General features: G+C 70.5%; 12 protein-coding genes and 1 riboswitch. Of the genes, 9 read left to right on the forward strand and 3 right to left on the reverse strand.

The features are described from left to right. The first annotated feature begins 3 nt into the window (after positions 1-3). The 4 genes from nuoL (at position 4) to recQ (ending at position 7,377) form a co-directional block, all read left to right on the forward strand. Positions 4-1,950 (forward strand): NADH-quinone oxidoreductase subunit L, encoded by a 1,947-nt coding sequence (gene nuoL / locus ACZ418_RS04675; RefSeq protein WP_468356962.1) that lies wholly within the window; start codon positions 4-6, stop codon positions 1,948-1,950. 5 nt (positions 1,951-1,955) lie between these two features. Next, complete coding sequence (locus ACZ418_RS04680; RefSeq protein ID WP_468356965.1) at positions 1,956-3,527, forward strand: NADH-quinone oxidoreductase subunit M; 1,572 nt, start codon at positions 1,956-1,958, stop codon at positions 3,525-3,527. After that, the gene (gene nuoN / locus ACZ418_RS04685) at positions 3,524-5,173 is read left to right on the forward strand and encodes an NADH-quinone oxidoreductase subunit NuoN (RefSeq protein WP_468356968.1); all 1,650 of its coding nucleotides are present in this window, start codon (positions 3,524-3,526) and stop codon (positions 5,171-5,173) included. The genes ACZ418_RS04680 and nuoN overlap by 4 nt, the downstream gene beginning before the upstream one ends. A 221-nt stretch (positions 5,174-5,394) precedes the next feature. Beyond that, a complete protein-coding gene (recQ, locus tag ACZ418_RS04690; protein ID WP_468356971.1) occupies positions 5,395-7,377 on the forward strand; it encodes a DNA helicase RecQ in 1,983 nt (660 codons plus the stop codon). Positions 7,378-7,516: 139 nt separating this feature from the next. On the opposite strand, the gene ACZ418_RS04695 is transcribed toward recQ, so the two are convergent. Together ACZ418_RS04695 and fahA are read right to left on the reverse strand one after the other, a co-directional pair. After that, a complete protein-coding gene (locus tag ACZ418_RS04695) occupies positions 7,517-8,455 on the reverse strand; it encodes a M56 family metallopeptidase (RefSeq protein WP_468356974.1) in 939 nt (312 codons plus the stop codon). Between the two features lie 377 nt (positions 8,456-8,832). Then, positions 8,833-10,050 (reverse strand): fumarylacetoacetase, encoded by a 1,218-nt coding sequence (gene fahA, locus ACZ418_RS04700; protein ID WP_468356977.1) that lies wholly within the window; start codon positions 10,048-10,050, stop codon positions 8,833-8,835. Positions 10,051-10,355: 305 nt separating this feature from the next. Between fahA and ACZ418_RS04705 the strand changes: the two genes are divergently transcribed. From ACZ418_RS04705 to ACZ418_RS04715, 3 genes are all read left to right on the forward strand, one after another. After that, positions 10,356-11,600 (forward strand): carboxylate--amine ligase, encoded by a 1,245-nt coding sequence (locus ACZ418_RS04705; RefSeq protein WP_468358841.1) that lies wholly within the window; start codon positions 10,356-10,358, stop codon positions 11,598-11,600. A gap of 47 nt (positions 11,601-11,647) precedes the next feature. Then, positions 11,648-12,850 carry an FAD-dependent oxidoreductase gene (locus ACZ418_RS04710; protein WP_468356980.1) on the forward strand — a complete coding sequence of 401 codons (1,203 nt, stop codon included), beginning with the start codon at positions 11,648-11,650 and terminating at the stop codon, positions 12,848-12,850. 127 nt (positions 12,851-12,977) lie between these two features. Next, positions 12,978-13,790, forward strand: coding sequence for an HAD family hydrolase (locus ACZ418_RS04715; protein ID WP_468356983.1), 813 nt, complete (start codon positions 12,978-12,980; stop codon positions 13,788-13,790). 129 nt (positions 13,791-13,919) lie between these two features. On the opposite strand, the gene ACZ418_RS04720 is transcribed toward ACZ418_RS04715, so the two are convergent. After that, a complete protein-coding gene (locus ACZ418_RS04720; RefSeq protein ID WP_468356986.1) occupies positions 13,920-14,414 on the reverse strand; it encodes a transglycosylase SLT domain-containing protein in 495 nt (164 codons plus the stop codon). 4 nt (positions 14,415-14,418) lie between these two features. Next, positions 14,419-14,600: riboswitch (cyclic di-AMP (ydaO/yuaA leader) on the reverse strand. Between the two features lie 591 nt (positions 14,601-15,191). On the opposite strand from ACZ418_RS04720, the gene ACZ418_RS04725 reads away from it, so the two are divergent. Both ACZ418_RS04725 and ACZ418_RS04730 read left to right on the forward strand, forming a co-directional pair. Next, entirely contained in the window at positions 15,192-16,202 is a 1,011-nt protein-coding gene (locus tag ACZ418_RS04725) for a polyprenyl synthetase family protein (RefSeq protein WP_468356989.1), read from the forward strand. A 450-nt stretch (positions 16,203-16,652) separates the two neighbouring features. After that, the gene (locus tag ACZ418_RS04730; RefSeq protein ID WP_468356992.1) at positions 16,653-17,852 is read left to right on the forward strand and encodes a LolA family protein; all 1,200 of its coding nucleotides are present in this window, start codon (positions 16,653-16,655) and stop codon (positions 17,850-17,852) included. Positions 17,853-17,893 lie beyond the last annotated feature (41 nt).

The raw sequence follows: 17,893 nt of genomic DNA on the forward strand, positions 1-17,893 counted from the left end.
ATCGTGGAGAACCTGATCGCGCTGCTCATCGCGGCGCCCCTGCTCGGAGCGGCCGTCCTCCTGGTCGGCGGCCGGCGGCTGGACGCCGTCGGCCAATGGATCGGCACGCTGCTCTCGTTCGTCTCCTTCGCCATCGGTGTCGTCCTCTTCGCCGACCTGCTCGGCAGGAGCACCGACCACCGCACGCTGACCCAGCACCTGTGGACGTGGATCCCGGTCGGCGGCTTCCACGCGGACGTCACCTTCCGCCTGGACCAGCTGTCGATGACGTTCGTCCTGCTCATCACGGGCGTCGGCTCACTGATCCACCTGTACTCGGTCGGGTACATGGAGCACGACGAGCGGCGCCGCCGCTTCTTCGGCTACCTGAACCTGTTCCTCGCGGCGATGCTGCTGCTCGTCCTCGCCGACAACTACCTGCTGCTGTACGTCGGCTGGGAGGGCGTCGGCCTCGCCTCGTACCTGCTGATCGGCTTCTGGCAGCACAAGCCGAGCGCCGCGACGGCCGCGAAGAAGGCCTTCCTGGTCAACCGCGTCGGCGACATGGGCCTGTCGATCGCGATCATGCTGATGTTCACCACGTTCGGCACGTTCGCCTTCGGCCCGGTCCTCAGCCACACCGGCGACACCTCCGAGGGGAAGCTCACCGCGATCGGCCTGACGCTGCTCCTCGCCGCCTGCGGCAAGTCCGCCCAGGTGCCGCTGCAGTCCTGGCTCGGCGACGCCATGGAGGGCCCGACCCCGGTCTCGGCCCTGATCCACGCGGCGACGATGGTGACAGCGGGCGTGTACCTGATCGTCCGTTCCGCCGCCATCTTCAACGCGGCACCCGACGCGCAACTCGCCGTCACCGTGGTCGGCGCGGTCACGCTCCTCTTCGGTGCGATCGTCGGTTGTGCGAAGGACGACATCAAGAAGGCGCTGGCGGGCTCGACCATGTCGCAGATCGGCTACATGGTGCTGGCGGCGGGCCTCGGCCCCATCGGCTATGTCTTCGCGATCATGCACCTGGTGACGCACGGCTTCTTCAAGGCCGGGCTGTTCCTCGGCGCAGGTTCCGTCATGCACGGCATGAACGACGAGGTCGACATGCGCAGGTACGGCGGCCTGCGCAAGTACATGCCGGTCACCTTCGTCACCTTCGGCCTCGGCTATCTCGCCATCATCGGTTTCCCGGGCCTGTCCGGGTTCTTCTCCAAGGACAAGATCATCGAGGCGGCCTTCGCCAAGGGCGGCACCGAGGGCTGGATCCTCGGCGGCGCGGCCCTGTTGGGCGCGGCCATCACCGCCTTCTACATGACGCGCGTGATGCTGATGACGTTCTTCGGAGAAGAACGCTGGCGGCACGCCCCGACCCCGTCCCCGGCCGAACCGAGCGTGGAGCCCGCCGCCGAGACACGCGGCGAGCACGCCGAGCCGCACCCCCACGAGTCGCCCAAGGTCATGACGATCCCGATGATCGTGCTGGCCGTGGGATCGGTGGCCGGCGGCTTCTTCTTCAACCTCGGCGACCGCTTCCTGCACTGGCTGGAGCCGGTCACCGGACACAGCGAGGGCCACTCCCCGGTCAGCGCGGCGACGGTCACCGGCGCCACCATGGTCTGCCTGGTCGTCGGCGTCGGCATCGCCTGGGCCCAGTACGGCCGCAAGCCCGTCCCGGCCGTCGCCCCGCGCGGCTCGCTGCTCACCCGCGCGGCCCGCCGTGACCTGCTCCAGGACGACTTCAACCATGTGGTCCTGGTGCGCGGCGGCGAGCACCTGACGCGCTCCCTGGTCTACGTCGACCACACCCTGGTCGACGGCGTCGTCAACGGCACGGCGGCCGGCTTCGGCGGCCTGTCCGGACGGCTCCGTCGGATCCAGAACGGCTTCGCCCGCTCCTACGCGGTCTCGATGTTCGGCGGTGCGGCACTCCTGGTCGCCGCGACCCTGCTGATGAGGGCGGTCTGATACCGATGTCCTTTCCCCTGCTGACAGCGACGGCGGCGCTCCCGGCCGTAGGGGCCGTCGCCACGGCCGCCGTACCGGCCGCGCGGCGCACTGCCGCCAAGTGGCTGGCGCTGCTCGTCTCGCTCGCCACGCTCGCCCTGGCCGTCACCGTCCTGGTCCGCTTCGACCCGGGCGGCGCCCGCTACCAGCTCACCGAGTCGCACGCCTGGATCAAGAACTTCGGGGTGCGGTACGAACTGGGCGTCGACGGCATCGCGGTGGCGCTGATCGCCCTGACCGCCGTACTGATCCCGTTCATCATTCTCGCCGGCTGGCACGACGCGGACCCGCTGGAGACGGGCAGCCGCCGCTGGCGGCCCACCCAGGGCTTCTTCGCGCTGATCCTGGGCGTCGAGGCGATGGTGCTCATCTCTTTCGAGTCCACCGACGTCTTCCTGTTCTACATCTTCTTCGAAGCCATGCTCATCCCGATGTACTTCCTGATCGGCGGCTTCGGAGACCGCGCCCACGCGCAGGGCGAGAAGGCGGCCGCGACGCAACGGTCGTACGCGGCCGTGAAGTTCCTCCTCTACAACCTGGTCGGCGGCCTGATCATGCTGGCCGCGGTGATCGGCCTCTACGTGGTGGCCGGAAACTTCAGCCTCCAGGAGATCGCGCAGGCCCGCGCGAACGGCTCGCTGCACATGGCGACGAGCACCGAACGCTGGCTGTTCCTCGGCTTCTTCTTCGCGTTCGCGGTGAAGGCGCCGCTGTGGCCGCTGCACACCTGGCTGCCCAACGCGATGCAGGAGTCCACCGCCCCGGTCGCCGTCCTCATCACAGCGGTCGTCGACAAGGTCGGCACCTTCGCGATGCTCCGCTTCTGCCTCCAGCTGTTCCCCGAGGCCAGCAAGTGGGCGACACCCGTCATCCTCGTCCTGGCCCTGATCAGCATCGTCTACGGCGCACTGCTCGCCGTCGGCCAGCGGGACATCAAGCGCCTGGTGGCGTACGCGTCGATCTCGCACTTCGGCTTCATCATCATGGGCATCTTCGCGATGACCAGCCAGGGGCAGTCCGGCGCGACGCTCTACATGGTCAACCACGGCATCTCCACGGCCGCACTGATGCTGGTCGCCGGCTTCCTGATCTCCCGGCGCGGCTCGCGGCTCATCGCCGACTACGGAGGCGTGCAGAAGGTCGCCCCGGTGCTCGCCGGCACCTTCCTGATCGGCGGCCTCGCCACCCTCTCACTACCCGGACTCGCGCCGTTCGTGAGCGAGTTCCTGGTCCTGGTCGGCACGTTCACGCGCTACCCGGCGATCGGCGTCATCGCCACCTTCGGCATCGTCCTCGCCGCGCTCTACACCCTCGTCCTGTACCAGCGGACGATGACGGGCCCGGTGAAGCCCGAGGTCTCGGCGATGCCCGACCTACGCGCGCGTGAACTCGTCGTCGTCGCCCCGCTGATCGTTCTGCTGATCTTCCTGGGCGTCTACCCGAAGCCCGTCACGGACATCGTCAACCCGGCGGTCAAGCAGACCATGTCCGACGTACACAAGACCGACCCCAAGCCCTCGGTGGAGGCGGCCAAGTGAGCGCAACAGTCGTCCACAGCCTGTGGACAACCGCGGCCGACCCGATCGCGAAGATCCCGGCACCGAAGATCGAATATGGACAATTGTCGCCGACCCTGATCGTCGTCGGTGCGGCGCTGGTCGGGGTGCTGATCGAGGCGCTGGTCCCGCGCAAGTCCCGCTACTACGCCCAGGTGTTCGTGTCCCTCGTCGCACTGTGCGCCGCGTTCGCCGCGGTGGTCGCGCTGGCGGCCGACGGCTACGGCACCACCAAGGCGCACATCGCGGCCATGGGGGCGATCGCGGTCGACGGCCCGTCCCTGTTCCTGCAGGGCACGATCCTGCTGGCCGGCCTCGTCGGCCTGTTCACGTTCGCCGAGCGGCGCCTGGACCCGGCCGCGCACGGCAACCGCGTCGACTCCTTCGCCGCGCAGGCCGCCTCCGTACCGGGCAGCGACAGCGAGAAAGCGGCGGTGAAGGCGGGATTCACCACCACGGAGGCGTTCCCGCTCCTGCTCTTCGCGATCGCCGGCATGCTGGTCTTCCCCTCGGCCAACGACCTGCTGACCCTGTTCGTGGCCCTGGAGGTCTTCTCCCTGCCGCTGTACCTGCTGTGCGCGCTGGCCCGCCGCAAGCGGCTGATGTCGCAGGAAGCGGCCGTCAAGTACTTCCTGCTCGGCGCGTTCGCCTCCGCGTTCACGCTGTTCGGCATCGCCCTGCTGTACGGCTACGCGGGCTCGGTGTCGTACGCGCGCATCGCCCAGGTCGTCGACGGCACGGTCACGAACGTCGACCCGGCGCTCGCCAACACCATGGGCAACGACGCACTGCTGCTGCTCGGCAGCGCCCTGATCGTGATGGGCCTGCTGTTCAAGGTGGGCGCGGTCCCGTTCCACATGTGGACGCCGGACGTCTACCAGGGCGCGCCGACCCCGGTGACCGGCTTCATGGCGGCGGCGACGAAGGTGGCCGCGTTCGGCGCGCTGCTGCGTCTGCTGTACGTCGTCCTGCCCGGGATGCGCTGGGACTGGCGGCCGGTCATGTGGGCCGTGGCGATCATCACCATGCTCGGCGGCGCGATCATCGCGATCACGCAGACCGACATCAAGCGGCTGCTGGCGTACTCGTCCATCGCGCACGCCGGATTCATCCTCGCGGGTGTCATCGCCACATCGAAGGACGGCGTCTCGTCCGTCCTCTTCTACCTGGCCGGCTACTCGTTCGTGACGATCGGCGCCTTCGCGGTGGTCACGCTGGTGCGCGACGCGGGCGGCGAGGCGACCCACCTGTCCAAGTGGGCGGGTCTCGGCCGCCGCTCCCCGCTGGTGGCGGCGGTCTTCGCCGTGTTCCTGCTGGCCTTCGCCGGCATCCCGCTGACCTCCGGCTTCGCCGGGAAGTTCGCCGTGTTCAAGGCGGCGGCGGACGGCGGCGCGGCCCCGCTGGTCGTGGTCGGTGTGATCTCCTCGGCGATCGCCGCGTTCTTCTACATCCGCGTGATCGTCCTGATGTTCTTCAGCGAGCCGAGGCCGGAGGGCCCGACCGTGGCCGTCCCGTCCCCGCTGACCATGGCGGCGATCGCCGTGGGCGTTGCGGTGACACTGGTACTCGGCGTGGCGCCGCAGTACTTCCTGGACCTGGCGAGCCAGGCGGGAGTGTTCGTACGCTGACGCTCCCACGTGCACAGCGGCCCGGCACCTCACGGGGTGCCGGGCCGTCGTGCTGTCGGCGTCGGCGACAGGGGAACGCGGCTTGTTGCTTCACGTCAGCGTGCGATTACGCGGAAGAACGGACCGAGCCTGTGGACAACTCCGAGGCTGTCGGTCCCGCCCCCTATCGTTGAGGCAGTGGTCGAGGAACGACACACGGGGGACCGACGGGGGACAGGACGATGGGTGCGACGGGCGGGATCAGCGAGATGCCACAGGTGACCGAGGGGCCGGGCGCGGCCGACAGCGAGGCGCTGGCCACGCTGCACCGGGTCTTCGGGTACGAGGCCTTCCGGGGCGAGCAGGAAGCGGTCATCGAGCATGTGGTGGCGGGCGGCGACGCCGTCGTCCTCATGCCCACCGGCGGCGGAAAGTCGCTGTGCTACCAGATCCCGGCCCTGGTCAGACCCGGTACGGGTGTGGTGATCTCGCCGCTGATCGCGCTCATGCAGGACCAGGTGGACGCCCTGCGTGCCCTCGGTGTGCGCGCCGGCTTCATCAACTCCACGCAGGACTTCGACGAGCGGCGCATGGTCGAGGCCGAGTTCCTGGCCGGCGAGCTGGACCTGCTGTACCTGGCGCCGGAGCGGCTGCGTCTGGAGGGCACGCTCGACCTGCTCTCGCGCGGCAAGATCTCCGTCTTCGCGATCGACGAGGCGCACTGTGTGTCCCAGTGGGGCCACGACTTCCGCCCCGACTACCTCACCCTGTCCCTCCTCGGCGAGCGCTGGCCGGACGTCCCGCGCATCGCCCTCACCGCCACGGCCACCCGCGCCACCCACCAGGAGATCACCCAGCGGCTGAACCTGCCGACGGCCCGCCACTTCGTCGCCAGCTTCGACCGGCCCAACATCCAGTACCGGATCGTGCCCAAGGCCGACCCGAGGAAGCAGCTGCTCGCCTTCCTGCGCGAGGAGCACCCGGGCGACGCCGGCATCGTGTACTGCCTGTCGCGCAACTCGGTGGAGCGGACGGCGGAGTTCCTGACCGCCAACGGCATCGAGGCGGTGCCGTACCACGCGGGCCTGGACGCGGGCATGCGCGCCGCCCATCAGGCCCGGTTCCTGCGCGAGGACGGCCTGGTCGTGGTGGCGACCATTGCCTTCGGCATGGGCATCGACAAGCCGGACGTACGGTTCGTCGCCCACCTGGACCTGCCCAAGTCGATCGAGGGCTACTACCAGGAGACCGGCCGCGCGGGCCGCGACGGACTGCCGTCCACGGCCTGGATGGCGTACGGCCTGAACGACGTCATACAGCAGCGCAAGCTGATCCAGTCCGGCGAGGGCGACGAGGCGTTCCGCCGCCGGGCCGCCGCCCACCTGGACTCCATGCTGGCGCTGTGCGAGACGGCCCAGTGCCGCCGTGGCCAGCTGCTCGCCTACTTCGGCCAGGACCCCGATGCGGCGGGCTGTGGCAACTGCGACACCTGCCTCACCCCGCCGGAGACCTGGGACGGCACGATCGCCGCGCAGAAGGTCCTGTCGACAGTGGTACGGCTGCAGCGGGAGCGCGGCCAGAAGTTCGGTGCCGTGCAGATCGTGGACATCCTGCTCGGTAAGCGCACCGGCAAGGTGATCCAGTTCGACCACGACCAGCTGTCCGTCTTCGGTATCGGACAGGACCTCACCGAGGCCGAGTGGCGGGGCGTCGTCCGGCAGCTGCTGGCGCAGGGGCTGCTCGCGGTCGAGGGGGAGTACGGCACTCTGGTGCTCACCGAGGCGAGCGGCTCCGTGCTGCGGCGCGAGCGGGAGGTGCCGCTGCGCAAGGAGCCGAAGAAGCCGGCCGCCTCCCGGTCCCGGTCGGCCGGCGCCTCCGGCGGCGACCGCAAGGCCAAGGCCGCCGCGGCCGAACTGCCCGACGAACTCCTCCCCGCCTTCGAGGCGCTGCGTGCCTGGCGCGCCGAACAGGCCCGCGAGCAGGGCGTGCCGGCGTACGTCATCTTCCACGACGCCACCCTGCGGGAGATCGTCACCCGCAGGCCTGGTTCGGTGCGTGAGCTCGGCACGGTGAGCGGCGTCGGCGAGAAGAAGCTGGCCACGTACGGGGAGGGCGTGCTGGCCGTGCTGTCCGCTCTGGACGACCCGGCCCCCACCGCAGGTGACGCGCCGCACGCCGACTGGCCGGAACCGGTGGAGGAGCCGGAGCCGGACGACTGGACCTAGCGGGCCGGCCCCGGGCGATACGTGTGAGCGTCTTCGTCACAGCTCCCGAGCCGCGCACGCCCTGACTGCCGGTTTTCCTGGCCGGACGGGAAGATCTGCCACCCGGCGGCCATCCGGCGGCGCCGCCGGGACGATGCCGTCAGGACAGTGCCGTCAGTCCCGGCGCGAACGTGATGAGAAGCGGCAGCAGCGGCACCAGGGCGGCAACCGTCGTCGTCAGGGCCCGGTGCCGGCGCAGCAGCCGTGGCGGCGGTTCCAGCAGCCGGTCCACGCGTTCCCCGAGGAGACGGCGGCTGGAGTCGCAGGACAGGACGCCCCGGTGCTGGTTCAGCTCGATCAGCGCGAGGGCCGTGGTGAGGTGGCCGCAGCGGCGGGAGGCGGTGTCGTCGGCGGCCAGCTCGACCAGGCGGTGCGTCTGGTCGCAGAAGTGGGCGAACAGCGGCACGCGCGGGAAGCCCGTGGCGAGCGCGGTGGACAGGTGCAGCAGCCAGTCGTGGTGGGCACGCGCGTGCCCGCGCTCGTGGGTGAGGACGGCGTCCAGCTGGTGGTCGGTGAGCCGGTGGAGCGCGCCGGTGGTGACGACCAGCTGCGGCGGGTGTCCGGGCATCCACCAGGCATCCGGGTACTCGTCCTCCAGCACCAGCATCGGGCCGCGTGCCGCCGGGAGTCCGGCCGGCAGGTCGGGGGCGCGTTCCCGCAGCTGCGCGCGGACCTGGCCACGGCTGCGGCGGGCCTCGACGAGCTCCCGCGCCAGCATCGCCGTCGTCCAGGCGGCCCCGCAGGCCAGCAGCACGGTGAGGGCGGCGGCCCACACAGGCGCCGAGGAGAGGTCGTAGGCGGCGGTGACGGAGGACGGGGCGGGGGCGAACACGCGGTCGCGGACGGTGTGGAAGACGGCCGCCGCGCCCAGGACCAGTGCGGCCAGGCAGCACAGCAGGACGGTGGCGACCAGGCACTGCCACACCCACAACGCGACCACGGGTTCCCGCTCGGGCCAGGCGGCACGGGTCAGCGCGCGCGGCGCCGGCAGGGCGGCCGTCAGGGCGACGGCGCTCAGCAGGAGCAGGCAGACGGTCATGCCGGGGCTCCGGTTCCTGGTCGGAGAGTTGTGCGGGTGTCGGGTGGTGCGGTGCGATGCGCCGAGGGCGCCTCGCGTGGTGCGTGTCCGCTCAGTATGACGGCGCGGGGCGGCGAGAGTCAGGTCTCGGCGTTGATCGGTCGGGCGGTTGCGGCTGTCCGTTTTCCCTCGCGTCCGGCTTGCCCGGTTTCCGGGGCGGAAGCCTTACGGCTCCCGCTCCCGAAAGGCGTGCCGCACCGCCGCCAGTACGTCGTCCGCCGCGGCCGGCAGCGTCACCAGAGCGACCGCCAGGGCAACCGCCAGGGCGGCCCCCGTCAGGACGCCGGTGACCGCGCACAGGCCGAACGCCGGGACGGCGTACTGCTACAAGCCGCCGGTCAGCCCGACACGACCCGCCCGCTGACCTCCCCCAGCCCGACCCGGCGGCCGTCCGCGCCGGGGGCCCAGGCCGACAGGGTCACCACATCCCCGTCCTCCAGGAAGGCCCGCTTGCCGTCCGGGAGTTCGAGGGGGTCGCGGCCGTTCCAGGTCAGCTCCAGCAGCGAGCCGCGCTGGGCCTCCTCGGGGCCGCTGACCGTGCCCGAGCCGTACAGGTCGCCGGTGCGCAGCGAGGCGCCGTTCACCGTCATGTGGGCGAGCTGCTGGGCAGCGGTCCAGTACATGGTCGAAAAGGGCGGCTCGGAGACCACATGGCCGTTGATGGCGACGGAGATCCGCAGGTCGTAGCCGCCGGGCTCGATACCGGGTGCCGAGTCGTCCAGGTAGGGCAGCAGCGGGTGCGTGCGCTCCGGAGGCGCCACGCGCGCGTGCTCCAGCGCTTCCAGCGGGGTGATCCACGCCGACACCGAGGTCGCGAAGGACTTGCCGAGGAAGGGGCCGAGGGGGACGTACTCCCAGGCCTGGATGTCCCGCGCGGACCAGTCGTTCAGCAGGCACAGCCCGAAGACGTGCTCGCGGAAGTCGCCGAGCGCGACCGGTCGGCCCAGCTCCGACGGCACACCCACGACGAAGCCGACCTCGGCCTCGATGTCCAGCCGGATCGACGGGCCGAAGACCGGCGCCGGGTCGGCCGGGGCCTTGCGCTGCCCGGACGGCCGTACGACGTCCGTGCCGGAGACGACGACCGTGCCGGAGCGGCCGTGGTAACCGATCGGCAGATGCTTCCAGTTGGGGGTGAGGGAGTCCTCGGCGTCCGGGCGGAAGATCCGGCCGACGTTGCGGGCGTGGTTCTCCGAGGCGTAGAAGTCGACGTAGTCCGCCACCTCGAAGGGCAGGTGCAGGGTCACCTCGGACAGCGGGTGGAACAGCGGCTCGACGGCCTCGCGGTGCGCGGGATCCGTGACCCAGGCCGTGACGGCGCGCCGTACCTCCGACCAGGCCGGGCGGCCGGCGGCCAGCAGTGCGTTGAGGGTGGGCCGCGCGAGCAGCGCGTGGTGCGGTGAGCCGAGGGCGGCGGCCGCGGCGCCCGCGTCGAGGACCTGGTCCCCGAGCCGGACGCCGACCCTCCGTTCCGTGCTGCCGGAGGGCGAGAACACGCCGTAGGGAAGGTTGTGCGGGCCGAAGGGGTCGCCCTCGGGGACGTCGAAGGGGGGCATGGGGTGCTGCCTCACTCTCATCCGGGCCGTGCATGGCGCTCGTTCCATGTGGTCGCGCCACACGTTACGGCCGTGATGCGTGTCTTGGGCAGAGCCCTCTGCGGCAGCCGCCGCGGTGTCCGAAAGATGTGTGTCGCGGGACCTTCGAAAGGTTGCTCGCACCCTGTCTAAAGGGTTCGCAATGTCCGAATAGGTCTTGTCGGAGGCGGCAATTCCGGCTTAGCGTCCTTTGGGGACACGGACGGGGTGGGTCCGTTCCATTGGGGGGACACGTGGGGGGACCCGTGGCCGGAGACACCGTCGGCGTGCCGTTCGCGGCGGACCGGGACGTACCAGGGCTGATCGTCAAGTTCGGCGACTATCCGCTGCACCACGGCGGCGTCGGCGCGATCCGCAGCCTGGGCCGGCTCGGCGTGCCCATGTACGCCATCACCGAGGACGCCTACACGCCCGCGGCCTCCTCCCGTTATCTGAAGAAGGCCTTCGTGTGGCCGACGACCGGTGCGGAGGACCCGGGCCACCTGGTCGAGGGCCTGCTGCGGATCGGCCGTCGCATCGGCCGCCCCGCCGTCCTCGTCCCGACCGACGAGGAGGCCGCCGTGCTGATCGCCGAGCACCAGGACGAGCTGGCCGGTTCCTTTCTCTTCCCGCGCGTGGACCCCGCGCTGCCGCGTCGGCTCGCCAGCAAGCAGGGCCTGCACGAACTGTGTGTGGAGCACGGCATCGCGAGCCCCGCGTCGGCGTTCCCGGAGTCGTACGAGGACATCGTCGCCTTCGCCGACGCGGCCCGCTTCCCGGTGGTGGCCAAGAACCGTGAGGCGTTCGTCCGGCGCAAACAGCCCGCCGTCAACGGCACCACGCGGATCGCCACCCGCGAGGGTCTGCTCACCCTCGCCCGCGACTGGGGCGAGCGGCCTGGGGTGATCCTCCAGGAGTACCTGCCGCGAGAGGAGGCCGAGGACTGGATCGTGCACGCCTGCTTCGACCAGGACGCAAGCCCCCTCGCGCTGTTCACCGGTGTCAAGGTCCGCTCGTGGCCGCCGCACGCCGGCATGACGGCGAACGCGTACGTCGTCGACAACCCGGAACTCACCGACCTCGCCGCACGTTTCATCAAACAGATCGGCTACAGCGGCATCATCGACCTAGACCTGCGCTTCGACCGGCGCGACGGACAGTACAAGCTCCTCGACTTCAACCCGCGCATGGGCGCCCAGTTCCGGCTGTTCGAGAACGAGTCGGGCGTGGACGTCGTACGCGCGATGCATCTGAACCTGACCGGCCGCCCCGTTCCGGAGGGGGAACAGCGCGCCGGCCACCGCTACATCGTGGAGAACATCGACCTCCCCGCCCTCCTCGCCTACCGCCGCAGCGGCTATACGACGCCGCACGCGCCGGCGAAGGCGAGCGGGACGGAGCTGGCCTGGCTCGCGGGTGACGACCCGCTGCCGTTCCTCACGATGCTCGCCCGCTTCGTGCGCCCGGGCGCGAAGCACCTCTATCAGCTGTGGCGGACCAACCGCCGCGGCAGCGGCACCACCACGAAGTAGGCAAAGCCACACCAAGAGTGGCGCACCATGTCCTGGGGAGGGACTTCGTGACTCGACCGGTTGCAGTCATCGGGGCCGGGCCGTTCGGCCTGTCCACCGCCGCCCATCTGCGGGCGCGCGGTATCCCCGTCCGCGTCTTCGGCGACCCCATGGTCAGCTGGCGCGACCACATGCCCGAGGGCATGCTCCTGAAGTCGACGCCGGCCGCCTCGAATTTCGACTGCCCGCAGCCCGGCCACACCCTCGCCGACTACTGCGACGCGGCCGGCATCCGCCGCCTGGTGGCCGACGAGGACATCATCCCGGTGGACACGTTCGTCGGCTACGGCGAGTGGTTCCAGCACAAGCTCGTCCCCGACCTGGAGCGGGTGCGGGTCGTCTCCGTGGACCGCGACAAGAGCGGCGGCTTCGAGCTGAAGCTGGACTCGGGGGAGACGTTCACCGCACGCGCGGTCGTCGTCGCCACCGGCCTGTCGGGTCTGGCGCACCTGCCGGCGGAGCTCGCGGGAGCCGCGGCCGACGGACCGGCGCCCACCGGCCCGGTCTCGCACAGCTCCCAGCACCACGACCTGAGCCGTTTCGCCGGCAAGGAACTCATCGTGGTCGGTGCCGGCCAGTCCGCGCTGGAGACGGCGGCGCTCGCCGCCGAGGCGGGCGCACGCGTGCGTGTCGTCGCGCGCGGCCGCGGCCGGGTCGCCTTCGGCGCGCCGCCCTGGAAGCAGCCGAAGCTGCGCCCCGAGTCTCCGTTCGGCCGCGCCTGGTCGCTCTGGGCGTTCAGCTACTACCCGCACCCCTACCGCTATCTGCCCGAGGCCACCCGCCACTTCCTGGTCCGCCGGGTCCTCGGACCGCTCGGCGCCTGGTGGCTGCGCGAGCGCTTCGAGCGCGCGGTGCAGGTGCAGGACGTGGAGCGGGTCGTGAACGCCGAGGCACCGGACGGCAGCCCCGTCCTCACCGTCCGCACCCACGGTGGGCACACCGAGCGGCTCACCGCCGACCATGTCATCGCCGCCACCGGCTACCGCGTCGACATCGCGGCGATGGACTTCCTCGGCCACGAACTGCGCACCCGGCTCGCGGTCAGCCGCGGCACGCCGAAGCTCGGACCCGGCTTCGTCTCGTCCGTTCCCGGCCTGTACTTCACCGGCCTGCCGGCGGCGTCGTCGTACGGACCGGTGATGCGCTTCGTCTGCGGCACGGAGTTCGCCTCACCGCGCCTGACGAAACACCTGGCGGCGGCTCATCGCTGAGGCCTCCTGCGGTCCTGCGCGCCCTTATCAACGAGGAGTGGGGGAGCACTACTTGGGGTGGACCAGTACGTAAGTGCGCAGGACGACAAGGTGAGTCGGTGGGGCCCGGTATCCGTATTCTCTGATCATGGCAGCCTCCCCCACGTATTCACTGATCGCCACCGACCTGGACGGAACGCTGCTGCGCGGCGACGACACCGTCTCCGACCGGTCGCTCGCCGCGCTCGCGAGGGGGACGCGGGCCGGGGCCCGGCACCTGGTGGTGACGGGCCGCCCGGCCCCGCGGGTACGGCCGCTGCTGGCGCACCTCGGCTGCACGGGACTCGCGGTGTGCGGACAGGGCGCACAGGTGTACGACGCCGGGACCGGCCGCCTGCTGTGGTCGGTCCGGCTGGACCGGGAGCTGGCCGAGACCGCGCTCGGCAAGATCGAGGCCGAGGTGGGGCAGGTGTACGCGGCCGTCGACCAGGACGGGGTCGACGGGCTCACGCTCATCGAGCCCGGGTACCGGATGCCGCACCCGACCCTGCCCGCGGTGCAGGTCGGCCGGCGCGACGACCTGTGGTGCGCGCCGATCAGCAAGGTGCTGCTGCGCCACGCCACCCTGTCCGACGACGAGTTGGCGGCCACGGCGCGCGCGGTGGTGGGCTCACTGGCCACGGTCACCATGTCGGGGCCGGGGACCGTGGAGCTTCAGCCGTCCGGGGTGACCAAGGCGACCGGTCTCGCGCTGGCTGCCGAGCGGCTCGGGGTCGCGGCGGAGGAGGCACTGGCGTTCGGCGACATGCCCAACGACATCCCGATGTTCGACTGGGCGGGACGCGGGGTCGCCATGGCCAACGCACATTGCGAACTGAAGGCGGTGGCCGATGAGATCACCCTGTCGAACGAGGACGACGGCATCGCCGTCGTCCTCGAAAGACTGTTCCCGACCGACTGACCGGCACATCAGTACGCGGCCGTCCCCGGTGCACGACCTTCTCCGGAAGGAGCGACGGCCGCCCGGTGTGCCCCTCCGTCAGGTGTGGGCGCACCGGGCGGCCGATGCCGTGCCGGTCGGCGGGACCGGTCAGTACGCGCTGGACACGTTGTCGATGGACCCGTACCGGGCGGCGGCGTAGTTGCAGGCCGCGGTGATGTTGGCGACCGGGTCGTACGGATTGAAGGCGGTGCCGGCCACGTGGTACGCGTTGAAGGTCGGGTCGATCACCTGGAGGAGACCCTTGGACGGGATGCCCTTGGCGGCGTTGGAGTCCCAGAGGTTGATGGCGTACGGGTTGCCGGACGACTCCCGCATGACGTTGCGGTAGATGCCGTTGTAGGTGCCCGGGATGCCCTTCTGGGCCATGATCGCGAGGGACTCGCGGATCCAGCCGTCGAGGTTGTTCGGGTACCCGGCGACGGTGGTGGAGGCCGTTTTGGTGGTCGTCGTGCCGGTGGCCGCGGAGGCGCTGGTGGCGCCGATGAGCGGCAGGGCGAGGACGGTGGCACCGGTGCCGGCGACGGCGAGGGTGCGAGCGAGGCGGTTGGTGCGGGGCTGGTGGTGTCGAGCGGCAGAAGGCATGGGGAAGTCCTCTCCGTCGCCTGCGAGGTGAGCTGTCGGGTTCGGGCGGGGAGGTGCCCGGCCGCGCCTTCGCGAGAAGGCACGGCTTCACCCCTAGCCGTCCCGGTGCGGCGTGTGCCGACCGGTCAGGCGACTTACCTGGGTCCCCCGCTCCTGCCGTACGAATGAGTTCGTCGATGGGTCACACGGGCGGCGGCAGGATTCGGCGTCCGCCCGACGGCCCGGAACGTATGCGAGAGCACATGTCCGAAACAAGTACCTGATGCACACAATGCACTATTTGACCTTGGTCTGTGCCGTATGGGGTACTTGATCCTTTGCGGTTGCCAACCCTCAACTCGCGGACGGAACGGGGGAGAAGGGGTTCCGGCGGACCCTCGATGCCGGAGGCTGCCCGTGACCCATTTCACGAAATAACAAAGTATTTCAAATCGGACATGATGGATTCGGGTGGATCGACGGAGGCCCGTGGCGAAGCCCATGACGGAACCCGCGGCGGAACCCCTGGTGTGGTGCCTGTCGTTGTCTGGGGTGTAGGCATTACTCCGCTCGCCCCTCGTCTCGCGACAAAGCGTGCAGGTTCCTGTTAAGTCGATGAATGTCCGCTCTTATTACTTGATCAAAAACATACCGGTCGTGATCCGATACCGCCCAGGCTGGACGGGTGGGCGCTATCGGTGATCGAACAGGGACCGGATACGCTGACTTGAGTGATGGCAGCGACCTATCGACAAACCGTGTAATCGCCAGCAGACACCAGCAGACAGGAGACCCCTCGTGACCGTCGTCGGGCCGTTCGGGCTGAGCGTGCGGGACCAGGCTCTGGAAGCCGATGTCCAGGCCGGATTGGCGGCTGTCGAGGAAGGCTTGCTCGAGGCCACCAAGAGCGAGGTCCCGTTCATCACGGAGGCCGCGCAGCACCTCGTGCGAGCCGGCGGGAAGCGGTTCCGGCCGCTGCTCGTGATGCTCGCGGCCCAGTTCGGCGACCCTTACGCGCCGGGCATCGTGCCCTCGGCCGTGGTCGTGGAGCTGACCCACCTGGCCACGCTGTACCACGACGACGTCATGGACGAGGCGGCCGTGCGGCGCGGCGTGGACAGCGCCAACACCCGCTGGGGCAACTCCGTCGCGGTCCTCACCGGCGACTTCCTCTTCGCCCGCGCCTCCCAGATCCTCGCCGACCTCGGCCCCGAGGCGGTCCGGGTGCAGGCCCTCGCCTTCGAGCGGCTGGTCACGGGCCAGATCCTGGAGACCGCCGGTCCCTCCGACGGCCGCGACCCGGTCGAGCACTACCTGGACGTGCTCGGCGGAAAGACAGGCTCGCTGGTGGCGGTCTCGTGCCGGTTCGGCGCGATGATGTCCGGTGCCGACGAGACGGTCGTCGACGTGCTCACCCAGTACGGCGAGCGGCTCGGGGTCGCCTTCCAGCTCGCCGACGACGTCCTGGACATCGCCTCCGACTCGCACGAGTCCGGCAAGACCCCGGGCACCGACCTGCGCGAGGGCATCCCGACCCTGCCCGTGCTCCGGCTGCGCGAGCGGGCCGCCCGCCTCGGCCTGGCCGAGGACATCGCGCTGTGCGAGCTGCTGGACTCCGACCTCAGCGACGACGCCCGGCACGCCGAGGCACTGGCCGCGCTGCGCGCCCACCCCGCGCTGGAGCAGGCCCGCAGGGACACCGTGCGGTACGCGGAGGAGGCACGGGCCGCGCTGGCGCCGCTGCGGGAGTGCGACGCCAAGGCCACGCTGATGGAGCTGTGCGACGCGGTGGTCCACCGCGCCGGCTGACCCGGCTGCCTGCCACAGCACACCACGCCCCGGCCGCGACTCGGGCACGCATCTGGTTGTCCGTCTGTCGCGCTCCGGGCCGTGCGTCTCGCTGCGTCCGGGCCGTGTGGCCGGGCCACGCTTCCGGCTGTCCGTCGCGCCGTGTTTCCGGCAGCGTGCCTCGCCGGGGATCCATACGCCCTATGCGTCCGAACGCCCCCACGCCCCCCGACACCCCCGTACGGCCCCCTCCGTTCCGGTGAGACCCTTACGGGTCGGGGGAGTTCCTGCCCCTGCGTGTCATACCCCAGGCGTACGCGGAGTTGGCTCCGAGGTCTGACGCTTCTTCATGGCCGATTTGGTGAGATGGAAACCACGGAAATCACCACTCCTCACCGATTCGGGTGAGAATGGCGGCTCTGGTGGACCAGCGTGAGAACAGCCGCCGCCGACGACGGAGGTAAGGCACACATGGCACCGTACGAATCCGACGACGCAGTGGACGCCGCTCGGGACGAGGAGCGGCAGGCCCGACGCCGCAGGACGGCCCGTTACGCGGTCCCTGTCGCCGTGGTGGGGGTCGCGGCGGCCACGATCGGTCTGGTCCCGGCGCTCGCCGCCTCCGGTGACCCCGACCTGCCCAGGATCACCGCACAGCAGCTCATCGAGAAGATCGCCAAGTCGGACGTGCAGCAGCTGTCCGGCACCGTGCGCATCGACACCGACCTCGGCCTGCCCGACCTCGGCGGCCTGGCGAACAACCTGGCCTCCGGCGCCGGCAAGGGCTCCGGCGACGGCTCCTCCGCCGACCCGCAGTCCCAGCTCACCTCGCTGGTCTCCGGCACGCACACGCTGCGCGTGGCCGCCGACGGCCCCGAGAAGCAGAAGCTGTCGCTGCTGGAGAGCGGCTCCGAGTACAGCCTCATCCACAACGGCAAGAACGTATGGGGCTACAACAGCAAGACCAACGAGGTGTATCACGGCACCTCGGCCGACTCCGGCAAGGAGCACAAGGCCGAGCCCCCGGCCACGCCGAAGGACTTCGCCGACCAGGCGCTGAAGTCGGTGGACGACACCACGTCCGTCACGGTCGACGGCACCGAGCGGGTCGCCGGCCGCGACGCCTACAAGCTGCTGATCAAGCCCAGGCAGTCCGGCACCACGGTCGGCTCCATCAGCATCGCCGTGGACGCGAAGACGGGCATGCCGCTGAAGTTCACGCTGACGCCGAAGAGCGGCGGCGCCGCCGTCCTGGACGTGGGCTTCACCCAGGTCACCTTCGCCCGGCCGGCCGGCTCCACCTTCGCCTTCACCCCGCCCAAGGGCGCCAAGGTGACGGAGGAGAAGCAGGACTCCGCGGCTCGCAGGCACGCCCCCGAGCCGGGCGAGGACTTCGCCAAGGGCATGAACGGCGGCGATGTGCTCGGCAAGGGCTGGACGTCCATCGCCACCTTCGACACCGGCGCCAAGGGCGGCCTGCCGACCGGCTCCCAGGGCGGTGACCTCGGCGGCTTCCTCGGCTCGCTCGGCGACAAGGTCTCCGGCAAGTTCGGCAAGGGCACGGTCTACTCCACCCGCCTGGTCAACGCCCTGATCACCGACGACGGCAGGGTCTACGCCGGCGCGGTGACCAAGGACGCCCTGGTGAAGGCGGCGAACGCAGGAAAGTGACCCCTTCCGGGCACTACGGACCGTGACCGCACGTTCACCCT

This window comes from Streptomyces sp. NPDC030820, assembly GCF_055572075.1.

What these genes read in the sequence shown, in the direction of transcription:
- ACZ418_RS04680 (WP_468356965.1), top strand. Translation starts at nt 1,956, where the DNA reads ATGTCCTTTCCCCTGCTGACAGCGACGGCGGCGCTCCCGGCCGTAGGG.
- recQ (WP_468356971.1), top strand. Translation starts at nt 5,395, where the DNA reads ATGGGTGCGACGGGCGGGATCAGCGAGATGCCACAGGTGACCGAGGGG.
- ACZ418_RS04695 (WP_468356974.1), bottom strand. Translation starts at nt 8,455, where the DNA reads ATGACCGTCTGCCTGCTCCTGCTGAGCGCCGTCGCCCTGACGGCCGCC.
- fahA (WP_468356977.1), bottom strand. Translation starts at nt 10,050, where the DNA reads ATGCCCCCCTTCGACGTCCCCGAGGGCGACCCCTTCGGCCCGCACAAC.
- ACZ418_RS04715 (WP_468356983.1), top strand. Translation starts at nt 12,978, where the DNA reads ATGGCAGCCTCCCCCACGTATTCACTGATCGCCACCGACCTGGACGGA.
- ACZ418_RS04720 (WP_468356986.1), bottom strand. Translation starts at nt 14,414, where the DNA reads ATGCCTTCTGCCGCTCGACACCACCAGCCCCGCACCAACCGCCTCGCT.
- ACZ418_RS04730 (WP_468356992.1), top strand. Translation starts at nt 16,653, where the DNA reads ATGGCACCGTACGAATCCGACGACGCAGTGGACGCCGCTCGGGACGAG.